This window comes from Solibacillus sp. FSL R7-0668, assembly GCF_038006205.1.
In the GTDB taxonomy this organism is placed as follows: Bacteria; Bacillota; Bacilli; order Bacillales_A; family Planococcaceae; genus Solibacillus.
Genome location: NZ_JBBOUU010000001.1, coordinates 3316700 through 3343590, shown reverse-complemented (window position 1 = coordinate 3343590; position 26891 = coordinate 3316700). Strand labels below are relative to the sequence as shown.

At 41.9% G+C, this 26891-nt stretch carries 20 protein-coding genes, 16 tRNA genes and 3 rRNA genes; 33 read left to right on the top strand and 6 right to left on the bottom strand.

Annotated features, from left to right (window positions below; all coding sequences use genetic code 11):
- The 5 genes from MKX47_RS16730 (at nt 1) to MKX47_RS16710 (ending at nt 5645) form a co-directional block, all read left to right on the top strand.
- Nucleotides 1-1002, top strand: coding sequence for an ABC transporter ATP-binding protein (locus tag MKX47_RS16730; protein ID WP_340777862.1), 1002 nt, complete (start codon nt 1-3; stop codon nt 1000-1002).
- The gene (locus MKX47_RS16725; protein ID WP_340776448.1) at nt 977-1954 is read left to right on the top strand and encodes an ABC transporter ATP-binding protein; all 978 of its coding nucleotides are present in this window, start codon (nt 977-979) and stop codon (nt 1952-1954) included. The genes MKX47_RS16730 and MKX47_RS16725 overlap by 26 nt, the downstream gene beginning before the upstream one ends.
- Before the next feature lie 38 nt (nt 1955-1992).
- Entirely contained in the window at nt 1993-3636 is a 1644-nt protein-coding gene (locus MKX47_RS16720) for an ABC transporter substrate-binding protein (protein WP_340777860.1), read from the top strand.
- A gap of 94 nt (nt 3637-3730) precedes the next feature.
- The gene (locus MKX47_RS16715; RefSeq protein WP_340776446.1) at nt 3731-4735 is read left to right on the top strand and encodes an ABC transporter permease; all 1005 of its coding nucleotides are present in this window, start codon (nt 3731-3733) and stop codon (nt 4733-4735) included.
- Nucleotides 4736-4751: 16 nt separating this feature from the next.
- Nucleotides 4752-5645 carry an ABC transporter permease gene (locus tag MKX47_RS16710; RefSeq protein ID WP_340776444.1) on the top strand — a complete coding sequence of 298 codons (894 nt, stop codon included), beginning with the start codon at nt 4752-4754 and terminating at the stop codon, nt 5643-5645.
- 57 nt (nt 5646-5702) lie between these two features.
- Here MKX47_RS16710 and MKX47_RS16705 read toward each other — a convergent pair whose 3' ends face one another.
- Nucleotides 5703-6797, bottom strand: coding sequence for an FUSC family protein (locus MKX47_RS16705; protein WP_340776441.1), 1095 nt, complete (start codon nt 6795-6797; stop codon nt 5703-5705).
- Between the two features lie 97 nt (nt 6798-6894).
- Nucleotides 6895-8181 carry a glutamate-1-semialdehyde 2,1-aminomutase gene (locus MKX47_RS16700; protein WP_340776439.1) on the bottom strand — a complete coding sequence of 429 codons (1287 nt, stop codon included), beginning with the start codon at nt 8179-8181 and terminating at the stop codon, nt 6895-6897.
- 134 nt (nt 8182-8315) lie between these two features.
- Here MKX47_RS16700 and bcp point away from each other — a divergent pair, with 134 nt between their 5' ends.
- The 3 genes from bcp (at nt 8316) to perR (ending at nt 10379) form a co-directional block, all read left to right on the top strand.
- Nucleotides 8316-8783 (top strand): thioredoxin-dependent thiol peroxidase, encoded by a 468-nt coding sequence (bcp, locus tag MKX47_RS16695; RefSeq protein ID WP_340776435.1) that lies wholly within the window; start codon nt 8316-8318, stop codon nt 8781-8783.
- A gap of 24 nt (nt 8784-8807) precedes the next feature.
- Nucleotides 8808-9755, top strand: coding sequence for a D-2-hydroxyacid dehydrogenase (locus MKX47_RS16690; RefSeq protein WP_340776433.1), 948 nt, complete (start codon nt 8808-8810; stop codon nt 9753-9755).
- Between the two features lie 177 nt (nt 9756-9932).
- Nucleotides 9933-10379: a peroxide-responsive transcriptional repressor PerR gene (perR, locus tag MKX47_RS16685; RefSeq protein WP_340776431.1), complete on the top strand. Its 447-nt coding sequence runs from the start codon at nt 9933-9935 to the stop codon at nt 10377-10379.
- A gap of 85 nt (nt 10380-10464) precedes the next feature.
- Here perR and MKX47_RS16680 read toward each other — a convergent pair whose 3' ends face one another.
- Nucleotides 10465-10806 (bottom strand): YgzB family protein, encoded by a 342-nt coding sequence (locus tag MKX47_RS16680; protein ID WP_340776428.1) that lies wholly within the window; start codon nt 10804-10806, stop codon nt 10465-10467.
- A 251-nt stretch (nt 10807-11057) separates the two neighbouring features.
- Between MKX47_RS16680 and MKX47_RS16675 the strand changes: the two genes are divergently transcribed.
- From MKX47_RS16675 to nagB, 23 genes are all read left to right on the top strand, one after another.
- Nucleotides 11058-11951 (top strand): nucleotidyltransferase-like protein, encoded by an 894-nt coding sequence (locus tag MKX47_RS16675; RefSeq protein WP_340776425.1) that lies wholly within the window; start codon nt 11058-11060, stop codon nt 11949-11951.
- 343 nt (nt 11952-12294) lie between these two features.
- A 16S ribosomal RNA gene (locus MKX47_RS16670) occupies nt 12295-13847 on the top strand.
- Nucleotides 13848-14062: 215 nt separating this feature from the next.
- A 23S ribosomal RNA gene (locus MKX47_RS16665) occupies nt 14063-16990 on the top strand.
- 114 nt (nt 16991-17104) lie between these two features.
- A 5S ribosomal RNA gene (gene rrf / locus MKX47_RS16660) occupies nt 17105-17220 on the top strand.
- Together the 16S, 23S and 5S rRNA genes with 16 tRNA genes alongside form the textbook arrangement of a ribosomal RNA operon.
- A gap of 14 nt (nt 17221-17234) precedes the next feature.
- Nucleotides 17235-17310, top strand: a tRNA-Asn gene (locus tag MKX47_RS16655).
- A gap of 10 nt (nt 17311-17320) precedes the next feature.
- A tRNA-Ser gene (locus MKX47_RS16650) sits at nt 17321-17412 on the top strand.
- 15 nt (nt 17413-17427) lie between these two features.
- Nucleotides 17428-17502: transfer RNA gene (locus MKX47_RS16645), tRNA-Glu, on the top strand.
- Between the two features lie 24 nt (nt 17503-17526).
- Nucleotides 17527-17602: transfer RNA gene (locus MKX47_RS16640), tRNA-Val, on the top strand.
- 129 nt (nt 17603-17731) lie between these two features.
- Nucleotides 17732-17806 (top strand) — tRNA-Met (locus MKX47_RS16635).
- 3 nt (nt 17807-17809) lie between these two features.
- Nucleotides 17810-17885: transfer RNA gene (locus MKX47_RS16630), tRNA-Asp, on the top strand.
- A gap of 23 nt (nt 17886-17908) precedes the next feature.
- Nucleotides 17909-17984, top strand: a tRNA-Phe gene (locus MKX47_RS16625).
- Between the two features lie 8 nt (nt 17985-17992).
- Nucleotides 17993-18068: transfer RNA gene (locus MKX47_RS16620), tRNA-Thr, on the top strand.
- A gap of 6 nt (nt 18069-18074) precedes the next feature.
- Nucleotides 18075-18158: transfer RNA gene (locus tag MKX47_RS16615), tRNA-Tyr, on the top strand.
- A 10-nt stretch (nt 18159-18168) separates the two neighbouring features.
- Nucleotides 18169-18242, top strand: a tRNA-Trp gene (locus tag MKX47_RS16610).
- A gap of 27 nt (nt 18243-18269) precedes the next feature.
- Nucleotides 18270-18345 (top strand) — tRNA-His (locus MKX47_RS16605).
- Nucleotides 18346-18379: 34 nt separating this feature from the next.
- Nucleotides 18380-18455 (top strand) — tRNA-His (locus MKX47_RS16600).
- Between the two features lie 8 nt (nt 18456-18463).
- Nucleotides 18464-18538, top strand: a tRNA-Gln gene (locus MKX47_RS16595).
- Nucleotides 18539-18545: 7 nt separating this feature from the next.
- Nucleotides 18546-18620, top strand: a tRNA-Gly gene (locus MKX47_RS16590).
- A 6-nt stretch (nt 18621-18626) separates the two neighbouring features.
- A tRNA-Cys gene (locus tag MKX47_RS16585) sits at nt 18627-18700 on the top strand.
- Between the two features lie 45 nt (nt 18701-18745).
- A tRNA-Leu gene (locus MKX47_RS16580) sits at nt 18746-18827 on the top strand.
- A gap of 193 nt (nt 18828-19020) precedes the next feature.
- Nucleotides 19021-20070, top strand: a complete 1050-nt coding sequence (selD, locus tag MKX47_RS16575; RefSeq protein ID WP_340776423.1) for a selenide, water dikinase SelD — start codon at nt 19021-19023, stop codon at nt 20068-20070.
- A gap of 37 nt (nt 20071-20107) precedes the next feature.
- On the top strand, nt 20108-21142 hold the full coding sequence (gene mnmH / locus MKX47_RS16570) for a tRNA 2-selenouridine(34) synthase MnmH (RefSeq protein ID WP_340776421.1): 1035 nt from the start codon (nt 20108-20110) through the stop codon (nt 21140-21142).
- Nucleotides 21143-21456: 314 nt separating this feature from the next.
- Complete coding sequence (gene nagB, locus MKX47_RS16565) at nt 21457-22170, top strand: glucosamine-6-phosphate deaminase (RefSeq protein ID WP_340777858.1); 714 nt, start codon at nt 21457-21459, stop codon at nt 22168-22170.
- 67 nt (nt 22171-22237) lie between these two features.
- Here nagB and MKX47_RS16560 read toward each other — a convergent pair whose 3' ends face one another.
- Entirely contained in the window at nt 22238-23146 is a 909-nt protein-coding gene (locus MKX47_RS16560) for a DMT family transporter (RefSeq protein ID WP_340776419.1), read from the bottom strand.
- Nucleotides 23147-23274: 128 nt separating this feature from the next.
- On the opposite strand from MKX47_RS16560, the gene MKX47_RS16555 reads away from it, so the two are divergent.
- The gene (locus MKX47_RS16555) at nt 23275-24186 is read left to right on the top strand and encodes a S66 peptidase family protein (protein ID WP_340776417.1); all 912 of its coding nucleotides are present in this window, start codon (nt 23275-23277) and stop codon (nt 24184-24186) included.
- Nucleotides 24187-24442: 256 nt separating this feature from the next.
- Here MKX47_RS16555 and MKX47_RS16550 read toward each other — a convergent pair whose 3' ends face one another.
- Both MKX47_RS16550 and MKX47_RS16545 read right to left on the bottom strand, forming a co-directional pair.
- Complete coding sequence (locus MKX47_RS16550) at nt 24443-24952, bottom strand: hypothetical protein (RefSeq protein ID WP_340776415.1); 510 nt, start codon at nt 24950-24952, stop codon at nt 24443-24445.
- Between the two features lie 12 nt (nt 24953-24964).
- Nucleotides 24965-25654: a B3/B4 domain-containing protein gene (locus MKX47_RS16545; RefSeq protein ID WP_340776413.1), complete on the bottom strand. Its 690-nt coding sequence runs from the start codon at nt 25652-25654 to the stop codon at nt 24965-24967.
- 92 nt (nt 25655-25746) lie between these two features.
- On the opposite strand from MKX47_RS16545, the gene queG reads away from it, so the two are divergent.
- On the top strand, nt 25747-26877 hold the full coding sequence (queG, locus tag MKX47_RS16540; protein WP_340776410.1) for a tRNA epoxyqueuosine(34) reductase QueG: 1131 nt from the start codon (nt 25747-25749) through the stop codon (nt 26875-26877).
- The last annotated feature ends 14 nt before the right edge of the window (nt 26878-26891 follow it).

The following is a 26891-nucleotide window of genomic DNA, read 5'->3' as shown; positions in this document are numbered from 1 at the left end:
ATGCTTGAAGTAAAAGAGCTTGAAACAACCTTTTTTACGGACAGTGGAAATGTAGTAGCGGTAGATCGTATTAGCTTTTCTATTCAAGAAGGTGAAGTACTAGCAATTGTAGGCGAATCAGGCTGCGGGAAAAGTGTGACGTCGTTATCGATTATGGGGCTCGTACCAAGTCCACCAGGGAAAATTACAAATGGCGAAATATTATTGAACGGGCAGGATATTTCAACCTACACAGATAAGCAAATGCGTAAAATTCGAGGCAATGATATCGCGATGATTTTCCAAGAACCAATGACGTCATTAAATCCTCTATTTACGATTGGGAATCAGCTTGTGGAGGCCATTTTAATTCATCATCCAAAATGGTCGAAAAAGGAGGCGAAAGCGCGAGCAATTGAAATGATGAGGCTTGTTGGGTTGCCTCGTGCAGAACAATTAATGAAAGAATACCCACATCAATTATCAGGCGGGATGCGTCAGCGTGTGATGATTGCGATGGCCCTTGTCTGCAACCCAAAAGTACTGATTGCTGATGAACCAACAACGGCACTTGATGTGACCATTCAAGCACAAATATTAAAGCTAATGCGTGATTTAAATGAACGCTTGAACACAGCGGTGCTACTGATTACGCATGACTTAGGTGTTGTAGCAGAAACCTGTGAGCGCGTTATCGTGATGTATGCAGGGCAAATTGTTGAGGAAGCACCGGTCAATGAAATTTTCAAAAATCCACAGCATCCGTATACAAAAGGTCTTATTCAGTCTGTACCAGATATGCGCTATAAAAAAGATTTATTGTACTCCATTCCTGGAAATGTACCAAAACCAGGCTCCATTGCAAAGGGATGTAGATTTGCGTCGCGTTGCGAATATGCTTTTGAACGTTGTCGCCAAGAAGACCCCATTCTCTATGAAACATCTGATTCTCAAAAGGCGAGATGTTTTTTATTAGACGAAAAAGGAGGCGTAATGCATGGCGAAAGTGCTGCTGAAAGTTGAGAATTTAAAAAAATATTTCCCGATTCGTCATGGCATGTTTTCACGCCATATCGGTGATGTAAAGGCAGTAGATGATGTTTCATTCGAATTATTTGAAGGGGAAACATTAGGGATTGTCGGTGAATCGGGCTGCGGGAAATCGACGACAGGTCGTGCCATTATGCGTCTATCAGAGCCTACTGCAGGTGCCATTACATTTGATGGTGTGGAGCTGACTGCGCTAAATAAAGAGGCCATGCGGAAAGCACGAAGAGATATTCAAATGGTGTTCCAAGATCCATATGCTTCACTCAATCCGAGGCATACCATTGGGAAAATATTAGAAGAACCACTCATCGTACATGGAATTGGCAGTGTACAAGAGCGTAAAAAGAAAGTCTACGAATATTTAGAGATTGTTGGCTTGAGTGCCTATCATGCTAAACGTTATCCACATCAATTTAGTGGTGGGCAGCGTCAGCGTATTGGCATTGCACGTGCGCTTATGACCAATCCGAAGCTTATTATTGCCGATGAACCGGTATCCGCACTAGATGTATCGATTCAAGCGCAAGTATTAAATTTAATGCAAAAACTTCAGGAAGATTTACAACTTACGTATATTTTCATTGCCCATGATTTAGGGGTAGTGCGCCATATTAGTGACCGCGTAGGTGTGATGTATTTGGGGAAAATGGTGGAGCTTGCAGAAAGTGAATCCTTATATAATGAACCGCTACATCCCTATTCACAAGCGCTATTATCAGCTGTTCCGATTCCTGATCCGCAATTTGAGCGTGAGCAGTTCATTTTAAAAGGGGATATACCAAGCCCGTCCAACCCGCCTTCTGGTTGTACATTCCATACGCGCTGTCCAAAAGCGATGGAGCATTGTAAAACAGTAGTACCAAAATTGCAGCAAGTAAAGCCAGGTCATTCTGTTGCCTGTCATTTATATGACACGCAGCAATGATATAAACTAACAAACATATATAGGGGGTCATTTTATTGATGAAAGGGAAAAAGTATATCCTTGCGTTCATCTTGCTTTTAACGATGACAGTGTTTTTAGCAGCATGTAACACAAGTGATTCTGGTTCGACGTCAACGGATTCAAATTCAGATTCTGGTACGCCATCAACTGATAGTAACACGACAGATAACTCGACAACTTCCACACCTCAAGTGTTAGTATTTGGTCGCGGTGCGGATTCCGTATCACTCGATCCTGCGATTGTAACTGACGGTGAATCGTTTAAAGTGACACAAAACTTATTTGAAACATTACTAAACTTTGGAGAGCAAAATACAACAATTCATCCAGGTTTAGCAAAAGAGTGGCAAGTTTCGGATGATGGCTTAACGTACACATTCCAATTGCAAGAAGGGGTAAAATTCCATGACGGAACAGACTTCAATGCTGAAGCGGTCGTGAAAAACATCAACCGTTGGAAAGGTGGAACAGAAGAAGATTTCTACTACTTCAACTCCATGTTTAAAGCAGAAGGCGCAGATGTCATTGCAGACGTAAAGGCAGATGGCGATTATACAGTTGTCTTCACGCTTTCTCGTCCACAAGCGCCGTTCTTAAAAAACCTTGCCATGAGCCCGTTTGGTATCGCTTCGCCAACAGCGTTTGAAGCAGCAGGTGACAAATTTGGCGACAATCCAGTAGGTACAGGTCCATTCAAATTTACGGAATGGAAACGTAATGATTCGATTACAATCGAAAAAAATGCTGACTACTGGCAACAAGGCTTACCAAAATTAGACAAAGTGATTTTCCGCTCCATTCCAGATAACTCAGCACGTTTAAATGCACTAACGGCAGGGGATATCGATTTAGCGGACGGTATTAATCCTTCTGACGGTAAGACTGTAGAAGGAAATGCAGATTTACAGTTAATCGAGCGTCCTTCCATGAATATTGGGTATTTAGGTTTAACAAATACACGTCCACCATTTGACAACAAATTAGTACGTCAAGCAGTGAACTATGCGATAGATAAGCAAGCGATTGTAGATGCGTTCTTCGAGGGGCGTGCACAGGTGGCCGCAAACCCAATGCCATCATCAATTAGCGGCTATAACGAAGCAATTGAGCCATATCCGTATGATCCTGAAAAGGCAAAATCATTATTAGCAGAAGCAGGCTATGATGGTAAAGAAATCGAGTTATGGGCAATGCCAGTTCCACGTCCATACATGCCAGACGGAGCAAAAGTAGCTGAAGTTATTCAAAAGAACTTAGAGGATGTAGGCATCAAATCTAAAATCGTTACGTTTGAATGGGCAACGTATTTAGAAAAGGCGAAAAACGGTGATGCCGATGCGTTCATGCTTGGTTGGACAGGGGACAATGGAGATGCGGATAACTTTATCTATACATTATTAGATAAAGATAATATCGGTTCAAACAACTACGCGTATTATTCAAATGATGAGGTCCATGATTTATTAATCAAAGCACAATCAGAAACAGATGAAAATGTGCGTAATGATCTATACAAAAAAGCACAAGAAATTATTCATGAGGATGCCCCATGGGTTCCTTTAGCACACTCAACACCATTATTAGCAGCAAAAGCAGGTGTGAAAGGCTTCCTACCACACCCAACTGGCTCTGATAAATTAGATAACGTGTCTATCGAATAGTTAAAACGAGAAGGGGAGGTAATAGGCCTCTCCTTTTTCTCTTTCAACACAATTTACGACAGTACTTACGATTTCAACAAAAGGGGTGAAGAAGATGCTTCACTACATTGGCAAACGTTTATTACATTTAATTCCTGTGTTATTAGGGATGACCTTTATTGTGTTCTTAATTATTCGTGCGATTCCAGGAGATCCCGCACAAGTCATTTTAGGACAGCAAGCAACTGCAGAAACAATTGCAGCACTTCGCCAAAAGTTAGGGTTAGACAATCCTTGGTATATACAGTATTTCGATTATTTAAAAGGTGTATTTACCGGAGATTTAGGCGAATCCTTGCGTACACGACAGCCGATTCTTTCGGAAGTGTGGCCGTATTTAGCAGCTACATTTGAATTAGCCTTTTTCGCGATTTTCATTGCGGTCATTTTAGGGGTAAATGCAGGAATTATTTCTGCGTGGTTTCAAAATTCATGGTTCGATTATGTAGCGATGGTCATTGCATTAATTGGCGTTTCGATGCCGATTTTCTGGTTAGGTTTAATGGAGCAGTGGGTTTTTAGTATTAATTTAGGGTGGTTGCCGACATCTGGACGCGAAAATGTACGTGATCCCATTACGGCCATTACGCATTTTTACTTATTAGATACGTTGTTGCAAGGTCGCTTTGATCAATTTATCGTTGTGTTAAAGCATTTATTATTACCAGGCATTGCACTTGCGACGATTCCAACAGCCATTATTGCACGTATGACACGTGCTTCGATGCTTGAAGTGATGCGTTCTGATTTCATCCGTACAGCGCGCGCAAAGGGACAAAAAATGTTTATCGTTGTGTATAAGCACGCATTAAAAAACGCATTGATTCCCGTGTTGACGGTTGTTGGCTTACAAACAGGAATGCTGTTAGGTGGTGCAATTTTAACGGAAACGATTTTTAGCTGGCCGGGTATTGGACGCTATATTTATGAAGCAATTGGATTCCGTGATTACCCAGTTATTCAATCCGGCATTTTAATTGTTGCCTTTTTATTCGTTATGATTAATTTACTTGTAGATATTCTTTATACGGTCATTGATTCTCGAATTAAATACAACTAGGAAGGAGGCGCAACATATGACGGAATTGGTTCCAAAACAGTCACACGCTATTGAACAACAGGAAAGAGTGAATGGACCTTGGCGAGAAGCGTGGCTAAGCTTTAAAAAGAGTAAATCGGCGTTAGTAGGAAGTGCAATTGTCCTGTTCTTTGTACTAATTGCGATTTTTGGTCCATTATTTGCACCACAGGGCATTAATGATCAAAACTTAAGTCTTCGTTTGCAGCCTCCATCTGCGGAGTTTTGGTTTGGAACGGATGACTTAGGGCGAGACGTATTTTCGCGTATTTTACATGGGGCACGTATTTCATTGACGGTTGGACTAGCCGCTGTGCTTATTTCGGCTGTTGCCGGGAGCTTTTTGGGAATTCTCGCTGGTTATTATGGACGTTGGATAGACACGATTATCTCGCGGATTTTTGATATTATGCTAGCATTCCCGAGTATATTATTAGCGATTGCGGTTGTTTCGATTTTAGGGCCTTCTTTGCAAAATGCATTGATAGCAATTGCGATTATTAATATTCCGAGCTTTGGTCGTCTCATTCGTTCGCGCGTGCTAAGTATCAAAGAAGAGGAATATATTCATGCGGCGAGAGCGACCGGTATGAAAAATGCACGTATTTTATGGAATCATATTTTGCCGAATTCCATGACACCGGTAATTGTACAAGGGACATTATCGATTGCTACAGCCATTATTGAAGCGGCAGCACTCGGATTTTTAGGACTTGGCGCAGAGGCACCACAACCAGAATGGGGAAAAATGCTGGCAGATGCGCGAATGTTTTTGCTAAATGCACCATGGGCTATGATTTTTCCGGGGTTAGCCATTATGTTAACAGTAATTGGCTTTAACTTAATGGGAGATGGTTTACGTGATGCACTCGATCCCAAGATGAAAAGCTAATAGCCAAGAGGGGGTATGCTGATAGCCGATTGGACTTTCAACATACCCCGAGTGTTATTAATAGAAATCAGATTCTAAATCTACATTCTTTTCATCACTATGGTAGCTTCGATACGAAACGATGAGCGTATCTAAATGCTCCAAGTTTTCCTCGTAATCTAATATTCGAGACAAGATGTACAGCAAGTGATAGCTTGAAAATTGTTCATCCTCTTTTGCTTCTTCCTGGGCAATGGCAATTTGCTTGATGAATTGTTCCATTAGCTCACTACCTTGTAAGTATTCCTCGTGACGCGTCCACTTTGAATGTTCAGGTCTTAATTTCCCTGTATATTTTAGTAAGAGCTGTTCGTGGTAGGTTAATAAGAAATCTAACCGTTCCTGAATAATAATTTGAAATTGCACTGGTAATTTCCCTAACTCATTTTCATGCTTGTGTAGGCGCATTAGGAGCTCTAAGCTTTTTTTAGTTGTAGTTAACATTTGACGATAGACAACCAGTTTACGTGCCTTTACATATTTTTGGTTTTTAAAATAGCCTCGTTCTTCTTTGAAAAAGCCATACATCGTATCGAGCTCGTTTAAGCGTGATTGCAATTTGGTAATCGCCATTTTCGTTGATGTATGCTCACTTGCCTGACGTACAGCTAGACGAGTCCAGCGAATAATATCATCTTGCATCGCATTGATTTTTTTGAATAATTTAACCTCATATTTCGGTGGTAAAAATACTAAGTTCACGGTGAATGCTGCAAATACCCCAAGCATGACTGTGCCAAATCGAATGAAACCAAATGTTAAAAAATCATCACCTGGCACCTCCATAATGGCAATTACCGTAACGAGTGCCAGTGAAATGGATTTTTCGAGCTTTAATTTCATCATGATGCCGAGTACGATAATGGCTGCCATCCCTACAGCGACAATATGATGACCAAATATTAAACCAAAAATAACAGCAACTGTTGCGCCGATTAAGTTCCCTTGTATTTGTTCAATAATGGTTAGATAAGAGCGGTAAATGGAGGGTTGAATGGCGAAAACAGCAGCAATTGCTGCAAATACGGGTGATGGTACATGTAAAAGTTCAGCTAAAAATAGCGCGAAAACAATGGCTACACCAGTTTTTAAAACACGTGCACCTAATTTCATAGAAGTTTCCCCCTTCCCTCAAAATAAAAGCCACTATAAATGGTAATCCAATTATAGCGGCTTTTAAAAATTTTGAAAGTAGTTTTTCTAAGTTTGTTTACAGTTGAGAAAATGCATAATCCACTGCTTTTAATGTTTCTTCAACATCTGCTTCTGTATGCTCGGTTGTTAAGAACCAAGCTTCATATCTTGATGGCGCTAAGTTTACACCTTGAGAAAGCATTAATTTAAAGAAGCGGCCGAATTTTTCGCCATCTGTATTTTCAGCTTGCTCGTAGTTTTCTACCTTTTCGTCTGTGAAGTACACGGCAAAAGCACCCTTTAAGCGGTTTAAGGTAATTGTTACACCATGCTTTTTGGCAGAAGCTAATATACCTTCTTCTAATAACGCGCCTAAGCGATCCATTTCATCGTAAATGCCAGGTTGCTGTAACACTTCCAGACAGGCAATCCCAGCTTGCATACTTGCAGGGTTACCCGCCATTGTGCCTGCTTGGTAAGCTGGTCCAAGTGGTGCAACGGTATCCATTACTTCTTGGCGACCACCGTAAGCACCGATTGGTAAACCGCCACCGATTACTTTCCCCATAGCTACTAAATCTGGTGTTAGACCTAACATTGTATGCGCAGCACCGTAGTGGAAACGGAATGCAGTAATGACTTCATCGTGAATTGTTAGGAAGCCTGTTTCTTTTGCAACCGCATGTACATGCTCTAAGAAGCCAGGGTTTGGTTCGACGATACCGAAGTTACCAACGATTGGCTCGATTAAAATCCCAGCTAATTGATCCCCCCATACGGCTACAGCTTCATCAAAGGCTTGGATATTATTGAATGGCACGGTAATCACTTCTGTTGCGACCGATGTTGGTACACCAGCAGAGTCAGGTGAACCAAGTGTTGCAGGACCAGAACCTGCTGCTACAAGGACTTGGTCGAAGTGACCGTGATAGCAACCAGCAAATTTCATGATTTTTGTGCGACCAGTGAAAGCACGTGCAACACGTACGCAAGTCATTACTGCTTCTGTACCAGAGTTGTTGAAGCGAACCTTATCTAATGTAGGGATGGCTTCTTTTAACATTTTGGCAAAAGTAATTTCATGCTCTGTTGGTGTCCCGAATAATACACCTGTTTCAGCTGCATGTGCAATGGCCTTTGCGATATGTGGGTGACCGTGCCCAGTTACGATTGGACCGTAAGCTGCTAAATAGTCAATATAGCGATTGCCGTCTACATCCCAAAAGTATGCGCCCTTTCCGCGTGCCATTACGACAGGAGCACCGCCGCCAACAGCTTGATAAGAACGTGATGGGCTATTTACACCGCCAACGATATGTTGTAGGGCTTCTTCGTGCAGTTGTTCAGATTTTGTATGATTCATCATTTATTCCTCCAAATTGGGTTACATTAAAAAGATTCCCTTCTATTGTAGTATGGAATGAGGCGCTATGCCAAAGAATTTGAAACAACGGGCATTGTTTTGTACGATAGAAGAAAAATTGGAGGAAAATGCGTATGCTATTAGAAAATTTACAAGCACCTAATTTTACGTTACAAAATGAAAACGGAGAACAGGTAAGTTTACAAGACTATCAAGGAAAAAACGTCATTTTATATTTTTACCCAAAAGATTTAACACCAGGCTGTACAACACAGGCTTGCGATTTCCGTGATCGCTATGAAGATTTTTCGGATGTAAATGCAGTTATTTTAGGTGTGAGCCTAGACGATGCAGCGAAACATACGAAATTTATTGAAAAACATGGACTGCCGTTTTCGTTATTAGTAGATGCAAACCATGAAGTTTCACAAGCATATGGGGTTTGGACATTAAAGAAAAATTTTGGTAAGGAATATATGGGGATTGAGCGTTCGACTTTTTTAATTAATGAGCAAGGCATCGTTGAAAAAGAATGGCGTAAAGTACGTGTCAAAAACCATATTGAAGATGTGTTAAACTATTTAAAAACGCGTACAAATTAATCACGCACACAAAGGGGAGTCTTTATGGTAAACGTTTATTTTACATTTGAGCCACGAGAAGATTTAAAACAGCCACTTATCGCCGAATTTCCGCAGGTAGATTTTGGATTTGATGCAAAACTGGATACAGAGAAGTTAAGCGCTGCAGAAATTTTAGTTACTTACGGGGAAGATTTAACGGCAGAACATTTACAGTATGCGGAAAAGCTCCAATGGATTTTCGTTGCATCAGCAGGGGTTGAAAAGATGCCGGCAGAAGCCATTGCTGCCCGAAATATTCTCGTATCGAATGTGCGCGGCATACATAAAAAGCCAATGACTGAATCAATTCTAGCGCATATTTTAGCTTACAAACGTGCGTTACCATTCGTTTATGAGCAACAAAAAAAGCATGAATGGAATAAAAAGGCGCGCTTATCGGAATTGAATGGTAGCACAGCACTAATCATCGGACCGGGTGCCATTGGTGGTGAAATCGGCCGTATTTTACAAGCATTTGATGTTTATACAATTGGTTGCAATCGTTCAGGTGAACAAGCATTATTTATGAATGAAACACATAAACTAGACGTATTGAAGGAGCAATTGCCGAAAGCTGATATTGTCATTTCGATGCTCCCATCTACAGCTGAAACGAAGCATTTACTAACGCGCGAGCATTTTGAGGTAATGAAGGATTCAGCGCTATTCATGAATTTCGGGCGCGGTGATTTAGTGGAAACAGATACACTTATTGAGGTATTAAAAGATGAATTAATTGCCCATGCGGTACTGGATGTTTATGAAATCGAGCCATTGCCTGCAGAGAGTCCACTCTGGAGTTTGGAAAATGTAACAGTATCCCCACACTTTTCTAGTCATTCTTCACGCTATGTAGAACGCAGCTTAGCTATTTTTAAGCCAAGCTTACAGAAGTGGTTAGCGGGAGAACGTGATTTAGAAAATAAAATGGATATTTTGCGCGGATACTAATTGAGAATGTAAAGCGCGTAATGGCGGTGTTTGTAAAATCTGTTTTCAATTAGTGATACTAATTATTAATATTCACTTGGATTAAAGTAAGCAATTGTTGACAAGTTGTGGATAAATTCGCTACACTATTTATAACAATTATAAATTAATAATATGTATGAAGAGAGGTGCATGACGATGTCTGAATTGCATTTAAAAGATGCGCTAGACACGTTAAAGACTACTGGTGTACGAATTACTCCTCAGCGTCATGCGATTTTAGAATATTTAATTCAAAGTATGATTCACCCAACAGCTGATGATATTTACAAAGCGCTATGTGATAAGTTTCCAAACATGAGTGTAGCGACAGTATATAACAATTTACGTGTTTTCCGTGAAGTGGGCTTAGTAAAAGAGCTTACGTACGGAGATGCAGCAAGTCGTTTTGATTTTGTAACAGGTGATCACTATCATATGATTTGTGAAAGCTGTGGCAAGATTGTGGATTTCCATTATCCTGGCTTAAATGAGGTAGAGCATTTCGCTTCACAAGTGACAGGCTTTGAAGTGAACTCGCATCGCTTAGAGGTTTATGGTACATGTCCTGAATGTGTAGTAGCAGGCGCAAAGAAAATTCAATAATAAGTACAGAGCCTAGTAACGAAATGTTGCTAGGCTTTTTTATAGTAAAAAAAGTGCATCCGCTTAAACGAATGCACCTAGCTAATTACTTCTTATTGTAAGCTTGATCAAATTCTTTTCCTTCTAATGATGGGTCTAGGGTAAGGGGTTCGTTGCAATACATGCAAATATCAACTCGACCTAAAACTTTTGTCCATTTCCCACATTCAGGACATGTAACTTGTACCGCTTTTGTCGACAGTAAACCAATCCAGCCGTAAACAACCGTACTACCAATAATACAAATAAGTCCAACTGTCATGAAGATTAATACTAAAACAGGACTATTTTTAAAGAAAATCGCTCCGTACATAATCACGAAGCCGATGAAAATAAGAGATAATGCAAAGGAACGGATTTTATTTATTTTACTATTATATTTTTTCATTTCGATTGCCTCCTAATCTAAATTATACTATAACATAAATTAGTTTTAATTTTGTAGATGTGAAAGAATTTGGATAATTAATTAATCCATCGTTTTAGGTGTATTCTTTAAAGAGGGATTTGAAATCATAACGTCGAACTCAAATACTAATAGTTATAAAAATTAGCTAGAATTAACTAGTTAATTTGTCTTAGAGCATTTACAATAAAATAAACAATATGAGCGTAGTGCAATTTTTAGGGGGATTTAAGATGGAGCATATTTTAAGACCGATTTATCAAGAGCGTGCAAGTCAGCCTGATACATTGGGCGTTATTTTGATTAATAAGCGTGAAGGCGCTGAGAATATGACAGATACATTCGACGCAGTTCTTCTTATAATAGTAAAAGATAGTGATACACCAATTTATTCTAAGCACTATTCATATGGTGACGCAAAAATGGTAATGCATATTATTACAGAAGAGCGTTTACGTAAATGGATTTTCATTGGATCGAATCGTCGTTTAGTGGATTGGTTATTTCATGGTAAAATTATGTTTGATCGCAATGAGTTTTTATTCAAGCTTCGTTCAGAGATGCAAGAGTTCCCATTCTTTGGGCGTAAGTTAAAAACGGGTATCCAGTTTGCCAAACTAATTCGTCGTTATCAAGAGGGAAAAGAGCTATTTGAAGACGGTCATTATTTAGATGCGTATAATCATGTGGTCGCATCATTGCATCATTTAGGTAGACTTTCTATTATTGATAGTGGTCATTACCCAGAAGTAACGGTATGGGCACAAGTAAAACGTAATGATCCAGCAATCTATAAATTATATGAAGAGTTGATAATGAGTAATGAAAGTTTAGAAAAGCGTTTAGAGCTATTATTTTTAGCGGGGGAATTTTTAATTAACGCAAGAACAAACGACGGGGCACAACATATTTTAGAAATGATGTTAACTCAGCCATCGTGGACAATTCAAGAGTTACACGATCAGGCGGAGTTAAGTTATTACTCAACGGATTTAGAAGTGTTTGTGGAATATTTAATTGATCGAGGTTTAATCTTGGTTGAAGAGGTAATTGCAAAAAATGAGGCCATCTTCCATCGGAATTATTACGTAGATCCAAAGTTTGTTGAAAGAGAATACGGACTATAATGATTAGTCATTTTCAGAGCGTTAAATACGCTCTGAAAAAAGTTTTAAAATAGTGTTGACTTATCGAGATAAAGTATTGTAATATATTAAATGTCGCTAAGACGTACTGAACGAAACAATATTATTTATTTAATAAACTGTTAAAAAAACTTTTTATAAAAAGTGATTGACAGTGAAAAGCAAAAATGTTAAATTAGAGAAGTCGCTAAAACGACGTACGACAATATGAACCTTGAAAACTGAACAAGCAACGTTAATGAATACAGCTTCTTAAATGAAGCGAAAATGATTTCTAACTTAACAGTTAGAATCGCTAGCAAAGCAAATGAGCTTTCAAACTACTTTTATGGAGAGTTTGATCCTGGCTCAGGACGAACGCTGGCGGCGTGCCTAATACATGCAAGTCGAGCGAATGAATAGAGAAGCTTGCTTCTCTATGATTTAGCGGCGGACGGGTGAGTAACACGTGGGTAACCTGCCCTATAGACTGGGATAACTTCGGGAAACCGGAGCTAATACCGGATAATACTTTGAACCACATGGTTTAAAGTTGAAAGATGGTTTTGCTATCACTATAGGATGGACCCGCGGCGCATTAGCTAGTTGGTGAGGTAACGGCTCACCAAGGCAACGATGCGTAGCCGACCTGAGAGGGTGATCGGCCACACTGGGACTGAGACACGGCCCAGACTCCTACGGGAGGCAGCAGTAGGGAATCTTCCACAATGGACGAAAGTCTGATGGAGCAACGCCGCGTGAGTGAAGAAGGATTTCGGTTCGTAAAACTCTGTTGCAAGGGAAGAACAAGTAGCGTAGTAACTGGCGCTACCTTGACGGTACCTTGTTAGAAAGCCACGGCTAACTACGTGCCAGCAGCCGCGGTAATACGTAGGTGGCAAGCGTTGTCCGGAATTATTGGGCGTAAAGCGCGCGCAGGTGGTTCCTTAAGTCTGATGTGAAAGCCCCCGGCTCAACCGGGGAGGGTCATTGGAAACTGGGGAACTTGAGTGCAGAAGAGGATAGTGGAATTCCAAGTGTAGCGGTGAAATGCGTAGAGATTTGGAGGAACACCAGTGGCGAAGGCGACTGTCTGGTCTGTAACTGACACTGAGGCGCGAAAGCGTGGGGAGCAAACAGGATTAGATACCCTGGTAGTCCACGCCGTAAACGATGAGTGCTAAGTGTTGGGGGGTTTCCGCCCCTCAGTGCTGCAGCTAACGCATTAAGCACTCCGCCTGGGGAGTACGGTCGCAAGACTGAAACTCAAAGGAATTGACGGGGGCCCGCACAAGCGGTGGAGCATGTGGTTTAATTCGAAGCAACGCGAAGAACCTTACCAGGTCTTGACATCCCATTGACCACTGTAGAGATACAGTTTTCCCTTCGGGGACAACGGTGACAGGTGGTGCATGGTTGTCGTCAGCTCGTGTCGTGAGATGTTGGGTTAAGTCCCGCAACGAGCGCAACCCTTGTTCTTAGTTGCCATCATTTAGTTGGGCACTCTAAGGAGACTGCCGGTGATAAACCGGAGGAAGGTGGGGATGACGTCAAATCATCATGCCCCTTATGACCTGGGCTACACACGTGCTACAATGGACGGTACAAACGGTTGCCAACCCGCGAGGGGGAGCTAATCCGATAAAACCGTTCTCAGTTCGGATTGTAGGCTGCAACTCGCCTACATGAAGCCGGAATCGCTAGTAATCGCGGATCAGCATGCCGCGGTGAATACGTTCCCGGGCCTTGTACACACCGCCCGTCACACCACGAGAGTTTGTAACACCCGAAGTCGGTGAGGTAACCTTTTGGAGCCAGCCGCCGAAGGTGGGATAGATGATTGGGGTGAAGTCGTAACAAGGTAGCCGTATCGGAAGGTGCGGCTGGATCACCTCCTTTCTAAGGATATATTCGGAAACCTTCTCTTGGAGAAGGGGCTCATTAACGGTTGCTGTTCAGTTTTGAAGGTTCATTCTTAGTTGAATGAAATACTTCAAAACTTTGTTCTTTGAAAACTGGATAAAACGACATTGATAAGTAATAAACAAACATAGATCAAGAAATTGATCGTGCAATATCCTTAAAATCTTACTTTTTAAGTAAGTTTAACTTTTGGTTAAGTTAATAAGGGCGCACGGTGGATGCCTTGGCACTAGGAGTCGATGAAGGACGGCACTAACACCGATATGCCTCGGGGAGCTGTAAGTAAGCTTTGATCCGGGGATTTCCGAATGGGGGAACCCACTATCTTTAATCGGATAGTATCTACACGTGAATACATAGCGTGATGAGGACAGACGCAGGGAACTGAAACATCTAAGTACCTGCAGGAACAGAAAGAAAATTCGATTCCCTGAGTAGCGGCGAGCGAAACGGGAAGAGCCCAAACCAAAGAGCTTGCTCTTTGGGGTTGTAGGACACTCTATACGGAGTTACAAAAGAATGATTTAGGCGAAGCGACTTGGAAAGGTCCGCAAGAGAAGGTAACAGCCCTGTAGCCAAAAAGTCATTCCCTCCAGAGTGGATCCTGAGTACGGCGGAACACGTGAAATTCCGTCGGAATCCGGGAGGACCATCTCCCAAGGCTAAATACTACCTAGTGACCGATAGTGAACCAGTACCGTGAGGGAAAGGTGAAAAGCACCCCGGAAGGGGAGTGAAATAGAACCTGAAACCGTGTGCCTACAAGTAGTTAGAGCCCGTTAATGGGTGATAGCGTGCCTTTTGTAGAATGAACCGGCGAGTTACGATTACGTGCGAGGTTAAGTTGAGAAGACGGAGCCGCAGCGAAAGCGAGTCTGAATAGGGCGAATTAGTATGTAGTCGTAGACCCGAAACCAGGTGATCTACCCATGTCCAGGATGAAGGTGAGGTAACACTTACTGGAGGTCCGAACCCACGTACGTTGAAAAGTGCGGGGATGAGGTGTGGGTAGCGGAGAAATTCCAATCGAACTTGGAGATAGCTGGTTCTCTCCGAAATAGCTTTAGGGCTAGCCTCGTGATGAAGAATACCGGAGGTAGAGCACTGTTTGGACTAGGGGGGCATCTCGCTTTACCGAATTCAGACAAACTCCGAATGCCGGATATTTATACACGGGAGTCAGACTGCGAGTGATAAGATCCGTAGTCAAGAGGGAAACAGCCCAGACCACCAGCTAAGGTCCCAAAGTAATCGTTAAGTGGAAAAGGATGTGGCGTTGCTTAGACAACCAGGATGTTGGCTTAGAAGCAGCCATCATTTAAAGAGTGCGTAATAGCTCACTGGTCGAGTGACGCTGCGCCGAAAATGTATCGGGGCTAAACGATTCACCGAAGCTGTGGATGCATACCGTTGGTATGCGTGGTAGGAGAGCGTTCTAAGGGCGTTGAAGTCAGACCGGAAGGACTGGTGGAGCGCTTAGAAGTGAGAATGCCGGTATGAGTAGCGAAACATGGGTGAGAATCCCATGCACCGTATGACTAAGGTTTCCTGAGGAAGGCTCGTCCGCTCAGGGTTAGTCGGGACCTAAGCCGAGGCCGATAGGCGTAGGCGATGGACAACAGGTTGATATTCCTGTACTACCTCCCCACCGTTTGAGAAATGGGGGGACGCAGTAGGGTAGGGTAAGCAGAGCGTTGGTTGTCTCTGTTCAAGCAGTAAGGTGTGTGCGTAGGCAAATCCGCGTACTGTAACATTGAGCTGTGATGACGACTCCGTATGGAGGAAGTTCCTGATCTCACACTGCCAAGAAAAGCCTCTATCGAGGTGGGAGGTACCCGTACCGCAAACCGACACAGGTAGTCGAGGAGAGAATCCTAAGGTGTGCGAGAGAACTCTCGTTAAGGAACTCGGCAAAATGACCCCGTAACTTCGGGAGAAGGGGTGCTCTTGAGCGTGCAAGCGCACGAGAGCCGCAGTGAATAGGCCCAGGCGACTGTTTAGCAAAAACACAGGTCTCTGCAAAACCGTAAGGTGACGTATAGGGGCTGACGCCTGCCCGGTGCTGGAAGGTTAAGAGGAGTGGTTAGCGCAAGCGAAGCTGCGAATTGAAGCCCCAGTAAACGGCGGCCGTAACTATAACGGTCCTAAGGTAGCGAAATTCCTTGTCGGGTAAGTTCCGACCCGCACGAAAGGCGTAACGATCTGGGCACTGTCTCAACGAGAGACTCGGTGAAATTATAGTACCTGTGAAGATGCAGGTTACCCGCGACAGGACGGAAAGACCCCGTGGAGCTTTACTGTAGCTTGATATTGAATTTTGGTACAACTTGTACAGGATAGGTAGGAGCCAGAGATCTCGGAGCGCCAGCTTCGAAGGAGGCGTCGGTGGGATACTACCCTGGTTGTATTGAACTTCTAACCCATGCCCCTTAGCGGGGTAGGAGACAGTGTCAGGCGGACAGTTTGACTGGGGCGGTCGCCTCCTAAAAGGTAACGGAGGCGCCCAAAGGTTCCCTCAGAATGGTTGGAAATCATTCGCAGAGTGTAAAGGCATAAGGGAGCTTGACTGCGAGACCTACAAGTCGAGCAGGGTCGAAAGACGGGCTTAGTGATCCGGTGGTTCCGCATGGAAGGGCCATCGCTCAACGGATAAAAGCTACCCCGGGGATAACAGGCTTATCTCCCCCAAGAGTCCACATCGACGGGGAGGTTTGGCACCTCGATGTCGGCTCATCGCATCCTGGGGCTGTAGTCGGTCCCAAGGGTTGGGCTGTTCGCCCATTAAAGCGGTACGCGAGCTGGGTTCAGAACGTCGTGAGACAGTTCGGTCCCTATCCGTCGTGGGCGTAGGAAATTTGAGAGGAGCTGTCCTTAGTACGAGAGGACCGGGATGGACACACCGCTGGTGTACCAGTTGTCTTGCCAAAGGCATCGCTGGGTAGCTATGTGTGGACGGGATAAGTGCTGAAAGCATCTAAGCATGAAGCCCCCCTCAAGATGAGATTTCCCATTACGCAAGTAAGTAAGACCCCTGAAAGACGATCAGGTAGATAGGTTCGAGGTGGAAGTGTGGCGACACATGTAGCTGACGAATACTAATCGGTCGAGGACTTAACCACATGTTTACGAACATCAATGAAACGTTTATCCAGTTTTGAAAGAATGAAATTTATTAATAATACTTGACATATGAGTTTAGTATGATATAATAAAAAATGTCTTTTAATACATAGTCTAGTGATGATGGCAAAGAGGTCACACCTGTTCCCATACCGAACACAGAAGTTAAGCTCTTTAGCGCCGATGGTAGTTGGGGGTTTCCCCCTGTGAGAGTAGGACATCGCTAGGCGAATATATAATTATTCCGAAGTAGCTCAGTTGGTAGAGCATCCGGCTGTTAACCGGCAGGTCGCAGGTTCGAGTCCTGCCTTCGGAGCCATCTAAATCTTGGAGAGTTGTCCGAGTGGCCGAAGGAGCACGATTGGAAATCGTGTATGCGGGTAATACTGCATCAAGGGTTCAAATCCCTTACTCTCCGCCAGCCGTATTTTAAGATGGCCCGTTGGTCAAGTGGTTAAGACACCGCCCTTTCACGGCGGTAACACGGGTTCGAATCCCGTACGGGTCACCATCAATTAATTTTTATATCCAGCATGGAGGATTAGCTCAGCTGGGAGAGCACCTGCCTTACAAGCAGGGGGTCGGCGGTTCGAGCCCGTCATCCTCCACCATATTTTCATAGTATTATCGCGGGGTGGAGCAAATCGCTAAACGAAGATAGCGATTAGCAGCAGCTTCAAAGAAGTAGCTGCCAACTAAGTAGAACGTGATGGTACAATAAGAATAAGTAATACTATTATCGCGGGGTGGAGCAGTGGTAGCTCGTCGGGCTCATAACCCGAAGGTCGCAGGTTCAAGTCCTGTCCCCGCAACCAAATGGTCCCGTGGTGTAGCGGTTAACATGCCTGCCTGTCACGCAGGAGATCGCCGGTTCGATCCCGGTCGGGACCGCCATTTTTGAAAATTTATACATAAATGGGTTTGTAGCTCAGTTGGTAGAGCATTAGATTGAAGCTCTAAGTGTCGGCGGTTCGATTCCGTCCAAACCCACCATATTTTTTGCCGGTGTAGCTCAGTTGGTAGAGCAACTGACTTGTAATCAGTAGGTCGAGGGTTCGACTCCTTTCGCCGGCACCATTACTCGGTGGGGTAGCGAAGTGGCTAAACGCGGCGGACTGTAAATCCGCTCCTTAGGGTTCGGCGGTTCGAATCCGTCCCCCACCACCATCTATTTTTTAGGGGCATAGTTTAAAGGTAGAACTACGGTCTCCAAAACCGTCAGTGTGGGTTCGATTCCTACTGCCCCTGCCAAATTTAATATTTAAACTAAATACAATGGCGATTGTGGCGAAGTGGTTAACGCACCGGATTGTGGTTCCGGCACTCGAGGGTTCGATTCCCTTCAGTCGCCCCATTCATTTTTTTAGTTTATTATATATAATATAATGGCGATTGTGGCGAAGTGGTTAACGCACCGGATTGTGGTTCCGGCATTCGTGGGTTCGATTCCCATCAGTCGCCCCATAAAACGTTGGGGTATAGCCAAGCGGTAAGGCAACGGATTTTGATTCCGTCATGCCCTGGTTCGAATCCAGGTACCCCAGCCATTCATTTGCGGAAGTAGTTCAGTGGTAGAACACCACCTTGCCAAGGTGGGGGTCGCGAGTTCGAACCTCGTCTTCCGCTCCATAATATGGCGGCATAGCCAAGTGGTAAGGCACAGGTCTGCAACACCTTTACCACCGGTTCAAATCCGGTTGCCGCCTCCATATTTTTAATTGAATCGGTTAATCCGGTTTTTTTTTACCCTTTTTGCCGATATGGCGGAATTGGCAGACGCGCCGGACTCAAAATCCGGTTCCTTCTGGAGTGTCGGTTCGACCCCGACTATCGGTATTATTAGATTTTCTGTTGGGATAAGAATTTCTAGGAGGTTCACAAACATTGATATATCAATGTTTGTGAACCTTTTTCTGTTTTACTCGAAATCAAACTATTAATTCGAGTAAAACAGATATTTTCAAATTATTAGTTTGATTGATCTATAATAGAGAGGTATATAAATTAACATTGAAAGGGTTGGTGTCTCATGACACAGTCTGAAAAAATAAAATTAACAACTTTAACGACAAAAGGAGGTTGCGGGTGTAAAATTGGACCATCTGATTTAGCTCAAGTCATTCGTATGCTGCCACCCGCTGTTCCTAACTCAAATGTATTAGTTGGATTAGAAACAAGTGATGATGCAGGGGTATATCGTTTAACAGATGATTTAGCGATTGTGCAAACTCTTGATTTCTTTACACCAATTGTTGATGATCCATATTCTTTTGGACAAATTGCAGCAGCAAATGCGATTAGTGATATTTATGCAATGGGTGGTAAACCAATAACAGCTCTAAATATTGTTGCATTTCCTATTTCTAAGCTAGATAAGAGTATATTAGCTGATATTTTAAGAGGGGCTGCTGATAAACTTGCTGAAGCAAATGTTGCGTTAATTGGTGGACATTCTATTGATGATAAAGAGCCAAAATTTGGTTTAGCAGTGACTGGTATGGTTCACCCTGAAAAGGTACGAGCTAATAGTCACGCAAAAGTAGGAGATAAATTAATTTTAACTAAACCCATTGGTGTAGGAATTTTAAGCTCTGCAATAAAAAATGGTCTTTTACAAAATGACGAAATTGAACGAGTTACAAAAGTAATGGCAACTTTAAATAAGGTGGCTGCTGAAATAATGGAGCCTTATGAAATACACGCTTGTACGGATGTTACTGGGTTTGGTCTTTTAGGCCATGCTTCAGAAATGGCAAAAGGAAGCAATGTTGGATTACGCATCAATAAATCGGATGTACCGGTACTACCCAGAGTAAGAGAGATAGCTGAGATGGGCATCATTCCTGGGGGGACTAAAAATAATTACGCTCACTTACAAGACGTGGTGACATTCCCTGAAAAAATGGATCAAGTTGATCAATGGATTTTATGCGATGCTGTTACAAGTGGAGGTTTATTAATTTCTGTAGCTGAGGAAAAAGCTGACGAACTGTTAACAGAATTAATCAATGCAGGTGTTGAAGCAAGTATTATTGGTGAAGTAATAGCTGAACACCAAGGAAAAATTGAAGTAAAATAAGCTTTATTATGTCTTACTAGAAAAGGGATTGTTCTAATTGTTTCAAGATCTTACAATTACTGAATTAGTAAAATCAAATAAGTTCAAGAAGGTCACATGGATTGATGTACGTTCTCCATCAGAATTTAAAGAAGCGACGATACCAAATGCTAAAAATATCCCTGTATTCACTGATGATGAACGAGCGGAAATAGGCACGATTTATAAAAGAATGAGTGTAGAAGCAGCAAAACAAAAAGGACTAGAAATTTTCTCTGCCAAACTTCCTGCATTTATAAAAGCAGTGAGTGAACTTGAAGGGGAAAAGGTCGTATTTTGCTGGCGAGGCGGTATGAGAAGTAAAACAGCTGCTACAGTAGTGGATTTAATGGGATTCCCGATAAGCCGTCTTGAAGGTGGTATTAGGTCTTACCGAGAATTTATAACTGAGCAGCTTAAAAGTATGGCATACAAGCCAGAAGCCTTCGTTTTAAATGGTTATACAGGTTCCGGTAAAACGAAAATATTACGTAGCTTACAAAGCGATGGTTATCCTGTTCTAAACCTTGAAAAGATGGCTAATCACCGTGGATCTATTTTCGGTCAAATCGGCTTAGAACCAAATAATCAAAGAACATTTGAAGCGCTCTTTTTTAACGCCTTACATGAAACGCAAGATGCGCCCTATGTTCTTTTTGAAGCCGAAAGTCAACGCATAGGAAAAGTGCTTCTTCCCCAGCCTTTTCTTGAGAAAAAAGAAAATGGAACGCAAATTTTTCTGACTATCCCGATTGAAGAACGAGTAAAAACGATTTTAGAAGATTACCATCCTACTGAGCATAAAGAGGAATGTATGGCTGCCTTTCAAAGGATAAAAAGACGTATTCATACGCCAATCGCTACTGAAATTGAGAAACATATTGTAGAAGGTGAATTTTCTCAAGCGGTTCATTTATTGTTTGAATATTATTATGACCCTTTATATAAATATTCTGCTGCACAATATGCACCTGAAAAAACGATTCATATTGAAGCGCTTAATGTAGTAGAAGCGACAGAAAAAATTCGAGCGTTTCTAACACAGCTCAAGTAAAAAATTTGAGATATAGGGCTTCCTACTCCATTTTTTTCGATAATTGGTATCGAAAATATTTTAGAATCCTTGAGCAATCAGGGGTTCTTTTTTAATGTGAATTAACGATTAGAAACCTTAAAAATAGGTGGGTAACGAAAATTAGTGAAATGCTTGTATAAGTAAGAAAAAATATAATGTTTAATATGGCGTATTAACAAAAGTTCATTTAAAATTAACGTGGTAATGTAAAGAAAAAATTATAAGAATAGATGTTATTTATTGATTAAATAATTTAGAGGAAGTAGGGGATAGTAGTGAATAATTTAGAAACCTTGAAATGGATAAAAGCTGAGAGTTATGAAGAGATGAGTAAAATTGCGGCGGAAATTTTTAAAGAGGAATTACAAGTAAATCGTGAAATGGTATTAGGATTAGCAACAGGTGGAACGCCAGAAGGATTTTATAAAGAGCTTGTAAATGCATATAAAGCTGGAGAAATTTCTTTTGCGGATGCGAAGTCTTTCAACTTGGATGAATATATAGGTATTAGTCCAGAAAACGAAGCAAGCTACCATTACTATATGGATCAGCAATTATTTAATCATATTAATATGAAGGATGAAAATATTCATGTACCAACTGGGGATACTTCCGATTTAGCAAAAGCGGCAGCAGATTATGATGCGATGATTGAAGCGGCAGGAAATGTTGATATTCAATTATTAGGTATCGGTGTAAATGGTCATATTGGATTTAATGAACCGGGGACACCATTTTCATTAGGCACGAACGTCGTGGAACTTACAGAATCTACACGTGAAGCAAATAAAATTTATTTTGATTCCCTAGATGAAGTACCTACACATGCCATTACAATGGGGATTCAAACAATTATGAACGCGAAAAAAGTTGTGCTATTGATTTCTGGTGCTTCGAAACAAGAGGCGTATAATCGTTTGCGTAGTGGCGAAATTACTGAGGACTTCCCAGCAAGTGCTTTACACAAACATAAAGACGTCATTGTGATTTATACAGATGTAAAATAAGTAGAAGGAGTGCCGGATAAGAGCACTCCTTTTTTAAATAAAAAGGTATAAGTTCTTAAGAAGAACGTTAATTTGCGTGATTTGACGGGAATTGTGTTTTTCTAATAGTAGAAATAAAGACGCCTGCAATAACAGCGATCCCGCCGACTACTTGAGCGATGAGTAATTGCTCGTTTAAAAAGATGACGGCAAAAATCGTAGCAAAAACAGGAATAAAATTTAAATAGATACCTGCTTTATTAGCACCGAGCGCAATGACACCAGTATTCCAGCTTAAAAAGGCGACAATGGATGCGACGATTCCAACATATAAAATTGCACTAATCGTTGAAATGCTCCATTCAATCGTTTGCGGAGTAGTAAGCAACTCATACGCTGTGAATGGAAGAAGCATCAAGGCTCCAATTGCTATGGTTACTAAAAACGTGGAATAGCCTGGTAGCTTGCCCGCATATTTTTTGATTAATAACGAATAAACACTCCAGCAAAATACGGCAGCTAATACAATGAGATCGCCTTTATTAAATGAGAAGGCCAATAAGCTTTCAAGAGAGCCTCCCGAAATAATAAATAAAACCCCTGTTAAGGATACCAATGTTCCAATTGCTTGGAAACGAGTTAAACGTTCTTTTAATAAAAGAAAGCTCAATATGTAAATCATAATTGGCGTTGTGGAATTCATTAAGGACGCATTGATAGAGGTTGTATAATGCAGGCCAATATAAACAAGCGTATTAAATGCAGCAACCCCTGTTAATGCTAATAGAATGACAGCGCCGAAATTTTGCTTGAGCATCGGCCATTCATTTTTTGTCCGATGATAAGCGATTGGTAAAAAGATAATAAATGCGACAAGCCATCGTAAAAACGCAAATGTAATTGGTGGGATGTCTCCTGCAACGGCTCGTCCGATGACAAAGTTACCGCCCCATAATAAGGTGGCGAAGACGAGGAGTGCTTGAGGAGGAAATTTCATAGCTATCGAGCTCCTTTAAGCAAATCATTAATTCTATTCATTATAGGAGTTTGGACTTGGAATTTGCAATGCGCTTTACATAAAACGCTATGATACAATAACGACAGTAGTAAAAGGAGGTCAAACAAATGAAAATTCGACCAGCAAGATTACAGCAAGGAGATACAGTAGGGCTAGTAAATTTAAGTAGCCCACTTAAGCAAGAGTCCTTAGGAGACAAGCTCGTGTTTTTAGAGCAGCTTGGCTTACGTTATAAATTAGGCAATACGATTCAAAACTATGAGGGGTATTTAGCAGGGACGGATGAAGAGCGTGTTGCAGACTTTCATGCGATGGTACAAGATCCAGATGTAAAAGCGATCTTTTTGGTAAAGGGTGGATACGGTATTGCGCGTGTGATTGATAAAATTAGTTACCCATTATTAGAGGATCATCCAAAAATTATTTGGGGCTTCTCGGATGTAACGGCTTTACATACACAGGTGAATGAATTCTCAAATTTAGTAACATTCCATGGCCCAATGCTATCGAGTCCACAGGGAGCACTAGATGAGCTGTCACAAAAAATGTTCCAGCAGCTATTCCAGCCAATTGAAATTCAATACACAGAAAGCATTGCACCGCTTCAAACCATCATTCCTGGTATGGTGCGAGGTGAGCTTGCTGGCGGTAATTTAAATCGCCTAGTAGGTACATTAGGGACGAAATTTGAAATCGATGTGCGCAATAAAATTATTCTGTTAGAAGATATTGGGGAAACGATTGAACAGATTGACCATATGATGAATCAATTACGCTTAGCACGTAAGCTTGAGCAGGCGGCAGGATTTGTGATAGGGGACTTCAACATGCCAGATGAGTCATATCGTGATGAGGATGTATTGGAAATGATTACGGGCTATTTGAAGCCGTTTAATAAACCAGCAGTGGCAGGCTTTAAAATCGGGCATTGTACGCCGAATATAGCCATTCCATTGGGTGTGGATGCCATATTAAATGCGGATGAAAAAATCTTACGTATTTTGCCGGGTGTCGAATAAAAATATTACATGCTTAAAGTGCCCTAGAAAAAATTAACTAGTAAAGGCCCTCTTCTCACAAAAAAAGTGATGGGAGGGCCTTTTAATAACGAGCTAAAATCAAGTATTTCGCTGAGTGTTAACTTTTACACTGGTTGGTCATTGGTTAAAGGTAACAAAGTAACAGGTAATCGTTGATTGGTTTACAGTTAAAGTAAATTTGCATTTGCAAATGGGCGCTCGTTATTACCTAGGTTGGAGTCTCACCGCCCTAGGATTAATAATAATTAGAATCATCAAATGCAATAGTCACTTGATAGTTTTTGGCGTTAATAGCGTTTGATAAACGATGTGCCTGTTTTTCAAGCTCGTTGGAACGATTTAAATAGTCAAGCGGCTCGTAAAGTGCGATGCGGTAGAGCATCGTTTCACCGACAGAATGATAATAAGATTCTTTCTCTTCCATGCCAAGCGTTTTACAAAAGGCTGCTTCCGCACGCAATTGGTTTGCTAATTCAATCGCTTCAACAATCGGCATCTCTTCGTCATTAAAAACAATGGTATTATCGATGTTGGCGCGATAAATGAGTGCATCAAGCTTGCGAGAATCGTAGCGTAACTGCTTTAAATCAGCCTCTAGCTTTTCAAGTGTTAGCGTGGGCTGCTTTGGCTCCTCTCCTTTTTCAACGACTACATGTGTCACCTGATGGACGGCACTAGATAGTTCTTGAATCTTCTTAGTAATAATACTTTTTAACTTTACGGATTCTGCTAAATTAATACTCATTTCAAACACTCCTTAAAATTCAATGGTCGGGTTGCTTTTTGTTAGTACAGCAATGGTATAATCGCCCCCACTAATTTGTGTAAACATCTTGCCCGCGCTCGTTAATAGCTGATCGGCTTGTTCTATCTGTAGTGATGGCTGTAAATAAAAGATTTGCAATGCATCCGTTGTTTGTTCTGTGACAGCGGTGCGTTTGGAGTCTACAAATGGGCTACCAAATGCACCATGCGCATCCTGAGAATATAAAATGTTCGTCAGCACATTATAGCGACCATTTAAGCCTTCATAGCCTGTATTTTCATCACCGAGTGCAATTTCTATCGCACCTTCAATAGTATTTGTATCATAAATTCCAATCGGCAGCTCGTATTGGAGCGAGAAGAAATTATTTAAGTCGACCGCTGAGTGATACGGTGTTAAATAATTTTGTTTGGAGATTCTACGCATAAGGCTTTCTGCGGAATGACGGTAGCGATTTGGATCAGCACCGAATGTTTTCCAAAGCTGGCGCCATTCTTGAATACCTGGGCGTTCGGTTACAGATGTGCTTTGTAACTCTAAGTATAAATTTTCTTGATAAAGTTGTGTGCGGCCTTTAATCATTTGAGGCGATTGTGCCACGGTAATTTTGTTATAATGGATAAGGCCGATTTTAAATTGTTCGGCTTGTTCAAAAATTGTTTTGTTAATTGAAATTTTCATCTGTCATCACCTAACTATTATTGTAATGGATTCCTATACAAATTACTAAAATTTACGATAGCTATTTGAAAGAAATGAAAGGGGCTGGGGAAATGAATGTGACACAGCTTCAAGCACAGCTTATTGAATATGCACAATCTATCGGTGTTGATAAAATCGGCTTTACAACAGCAGCACCGTTTCATGAATTAAAAAATCGATTACGACGTCAGCAACAACTTGGCTTCCAATCGGGCTTTGAGGAATCTGACATTGAACTGCGTACGGAGCCATTACGGTTGTTAGAGGATGCAGAAAGTATTATTGCGATTGCGTTAGCGTATCCGTCGCGTATGGAAAATGCACCACAGGGAAAAAAGGGAGAGCGCCGTGGTATTTTTTGTCGGGCTTCATGGGGGGTTGATTACCATACAGCGGTGCGCGAACGTTTACAATTGATTGAAGCATGGTTAATTGAGCATGTTCCGAATGTGAAGGTCAAGTCGATGGTTGATACAGGCGAGCTTGTTGACCGAGCCGTTGCAGAGCGCGCGGGTATTGGTTGGGTTGGAAAGAACTGCTCGATTATTACGCCAGAATTTGGCTCGTACGTTTATTTGGGAGAAGTGATGACCAATATTCCATTTGCACCTACTACGCCAATTGAGGATGAATGTGGGGACTGTAATTTATGTATAGATGTTTGTCCAACAGGTGCCATTGTCGCACCCGGTCAGCTTAATTCACAGCGTTGTATCGCTTTTTTAACACAGACAAAGGGCTTTTTACCCGATGAATTCCGCACTAAAATCGGCAATCGTATTTATGGCTGTGATACATGCCAAACCGTATGTCCGAAAAATAAGGGCAAGCTTAATTGGATACATGATGAGTTTACGCCGGATCCAGAAATTGCGAAGCCACTATTACAACCGCTTTTATCCATCTCTAATAAAGAATTTAAAGCGAAGTTCGGTCATGTATCCGGCTCATGGAGAGGGAAAAAGCCGATTCAGCGTAATGCCATTTTAGCACTGGCCCATTTTAAAGAGCAAAGTGCCATGCCCGACTTACTCGATGTACTACAAAAAGACGAGCGCCCTGTCATTCGTGGTACGGCTGCTTGGGCAATTGGTAAAATCGGTGCAGCTAATGCAGAGGAAGTTTTACGAAAGGCGCGCGAAGTAGAAAAAGACGAGGAAGTGCTAGCTGAAATTCAAAAAGGACTAGCATTGTTACAATAAGTAAGAGAGAAGGA

What these genes read in the sequence shown, in the direction of transcription:
- MKX47_RS16730 (WP_340777862.1), top strand. Translation starts at nt 1, where the DNA reads ATGCTTGAAGTAAAAGAGCTTGAAACAACCTTTTTTACGGACAGTGGA.
- MKX47_RS16725 (WP_340776448.1), top strand. Translation starts at nt 977, where the DNA reads ATGGCGAAAGTGCTGCTGAAAGTTGAGAATTTAAAAAAATATTTCCCG.
- MKX47_RS16720 (WP_340777860.1), top strand. Translation starts at nt 1,993, where the DNA reads ATGAAAGGGAAAAAGTATATCCTTGCGTTCATCTTGCTTTTAACGATG.
- MKX47_RS16715 (WP_340776446.1), top strand. Translation starts at nt 3,731, where the DNA reads ATGCTTCACTACATTGGCAAACGTTTATTACATTTAATTCCTGTGTTA.
- MKX47_RS16710 (WP_340776444.1), top strand. Translation starts at nt 4,752, where the DNA reads ATGACGGAATTGGTTCCAAAACAGTCACACGCTATTGAACAACAGGAA.
- MKX47_RS16705 (WP_340776441.1), bottom strand. Translation starts at nt 6,797, where the DNA reads ATGAAATTAGGTGCACGTGTTTTAAAAACTGGTGTAGCCATTGTTTTC.
- MKX47_RS16700 (WP_340776439.1), bottom strand. Translation starts at nt 8,181, where the DNA reads ATGAATCATACAAAATCTGAACAACTGCACGAAGAAGCCCTACAACAT.
- bcp (WP_340776435.1), top strand. Translation starts at nt 8,316, where the DNA reads ATGCTATTAGAAAATTTACAAGCACCTAATTTTACGTTACAAAATGAA.
- MKX47_RS16690 (WP_340776433.1), top strand. Translation starts at nt 8,808, where the DNA reads ATGGTAAACGTTTATTTTACATTTGAGCCACGAGAAGATTTAAAACAG.
- perR (WP_340776431.1), top strand. Translation starts at nt 9,933, where the DNA reads ATGTCTGAATTGCATTTAAAAGATGCGCTAGACACGTTAAAGACTACT.
- MKX47_RS16680 (WP_340776428.1), bottom strand. Translation starts at nt 10,806, where the DNA reads ATGAAAAAATATAATAGTAAAATAAATAAAATCCGTTCCTTTGCATTA.
- MKX47_RS16675 (WP_340776425.1), top strand. Translation starts at nt 11,058, where the DNA reads ATGGAGCATATTTTAAGACCGATTTATCAAGAGCGTGCAAGTCAGCCT.
- selD (WP_340776423.1), top strand. Translation starts at nt 19,021, where the DNA reads ATGACACAGTCTGAAAAAATAAAATTAACAACTTTAACGACAAAAGGA.
- MKX47_RS16560 (WP_340776419.1), bottom strand. Translation starts at nt 23,146, where the DNA reads ATGAAATTTCCTCCTCAAGCACTCCTCGTCTTCGCCACCTTATTATGG.
- MKX47_RS16555 (WP_340776417.1), top strand. Translation starts at nt 23,275, where the DNA reads ATGAAAATTCGACCAGCAAGATTACAGCAAGGAGATACAGTAGGGCTA.
- MKX47_RS16550 (WP_340776415.1), bottom strand. Translation starts at nt 24,952, where the DNA reads ATGAGTATTAATTTAGCAGAATCCGTAAAGTTAAAAAGTATTATTACT.
- MKX47_RS16545 (WP_340776413.1), bottom strand. Translation starts at nt 25,654, where the DNA reads ATGAAAATTTCAATTAACAAAACAATTTTTGAACAAGCCGAACAATTT.
- queG (WP_340776410.1), top strand. Translation starts at nt 25,747, where the DNA reads ATGAATGTGACACAGCTTCAAGCACAGCTTATTGAATATGCACAATCT.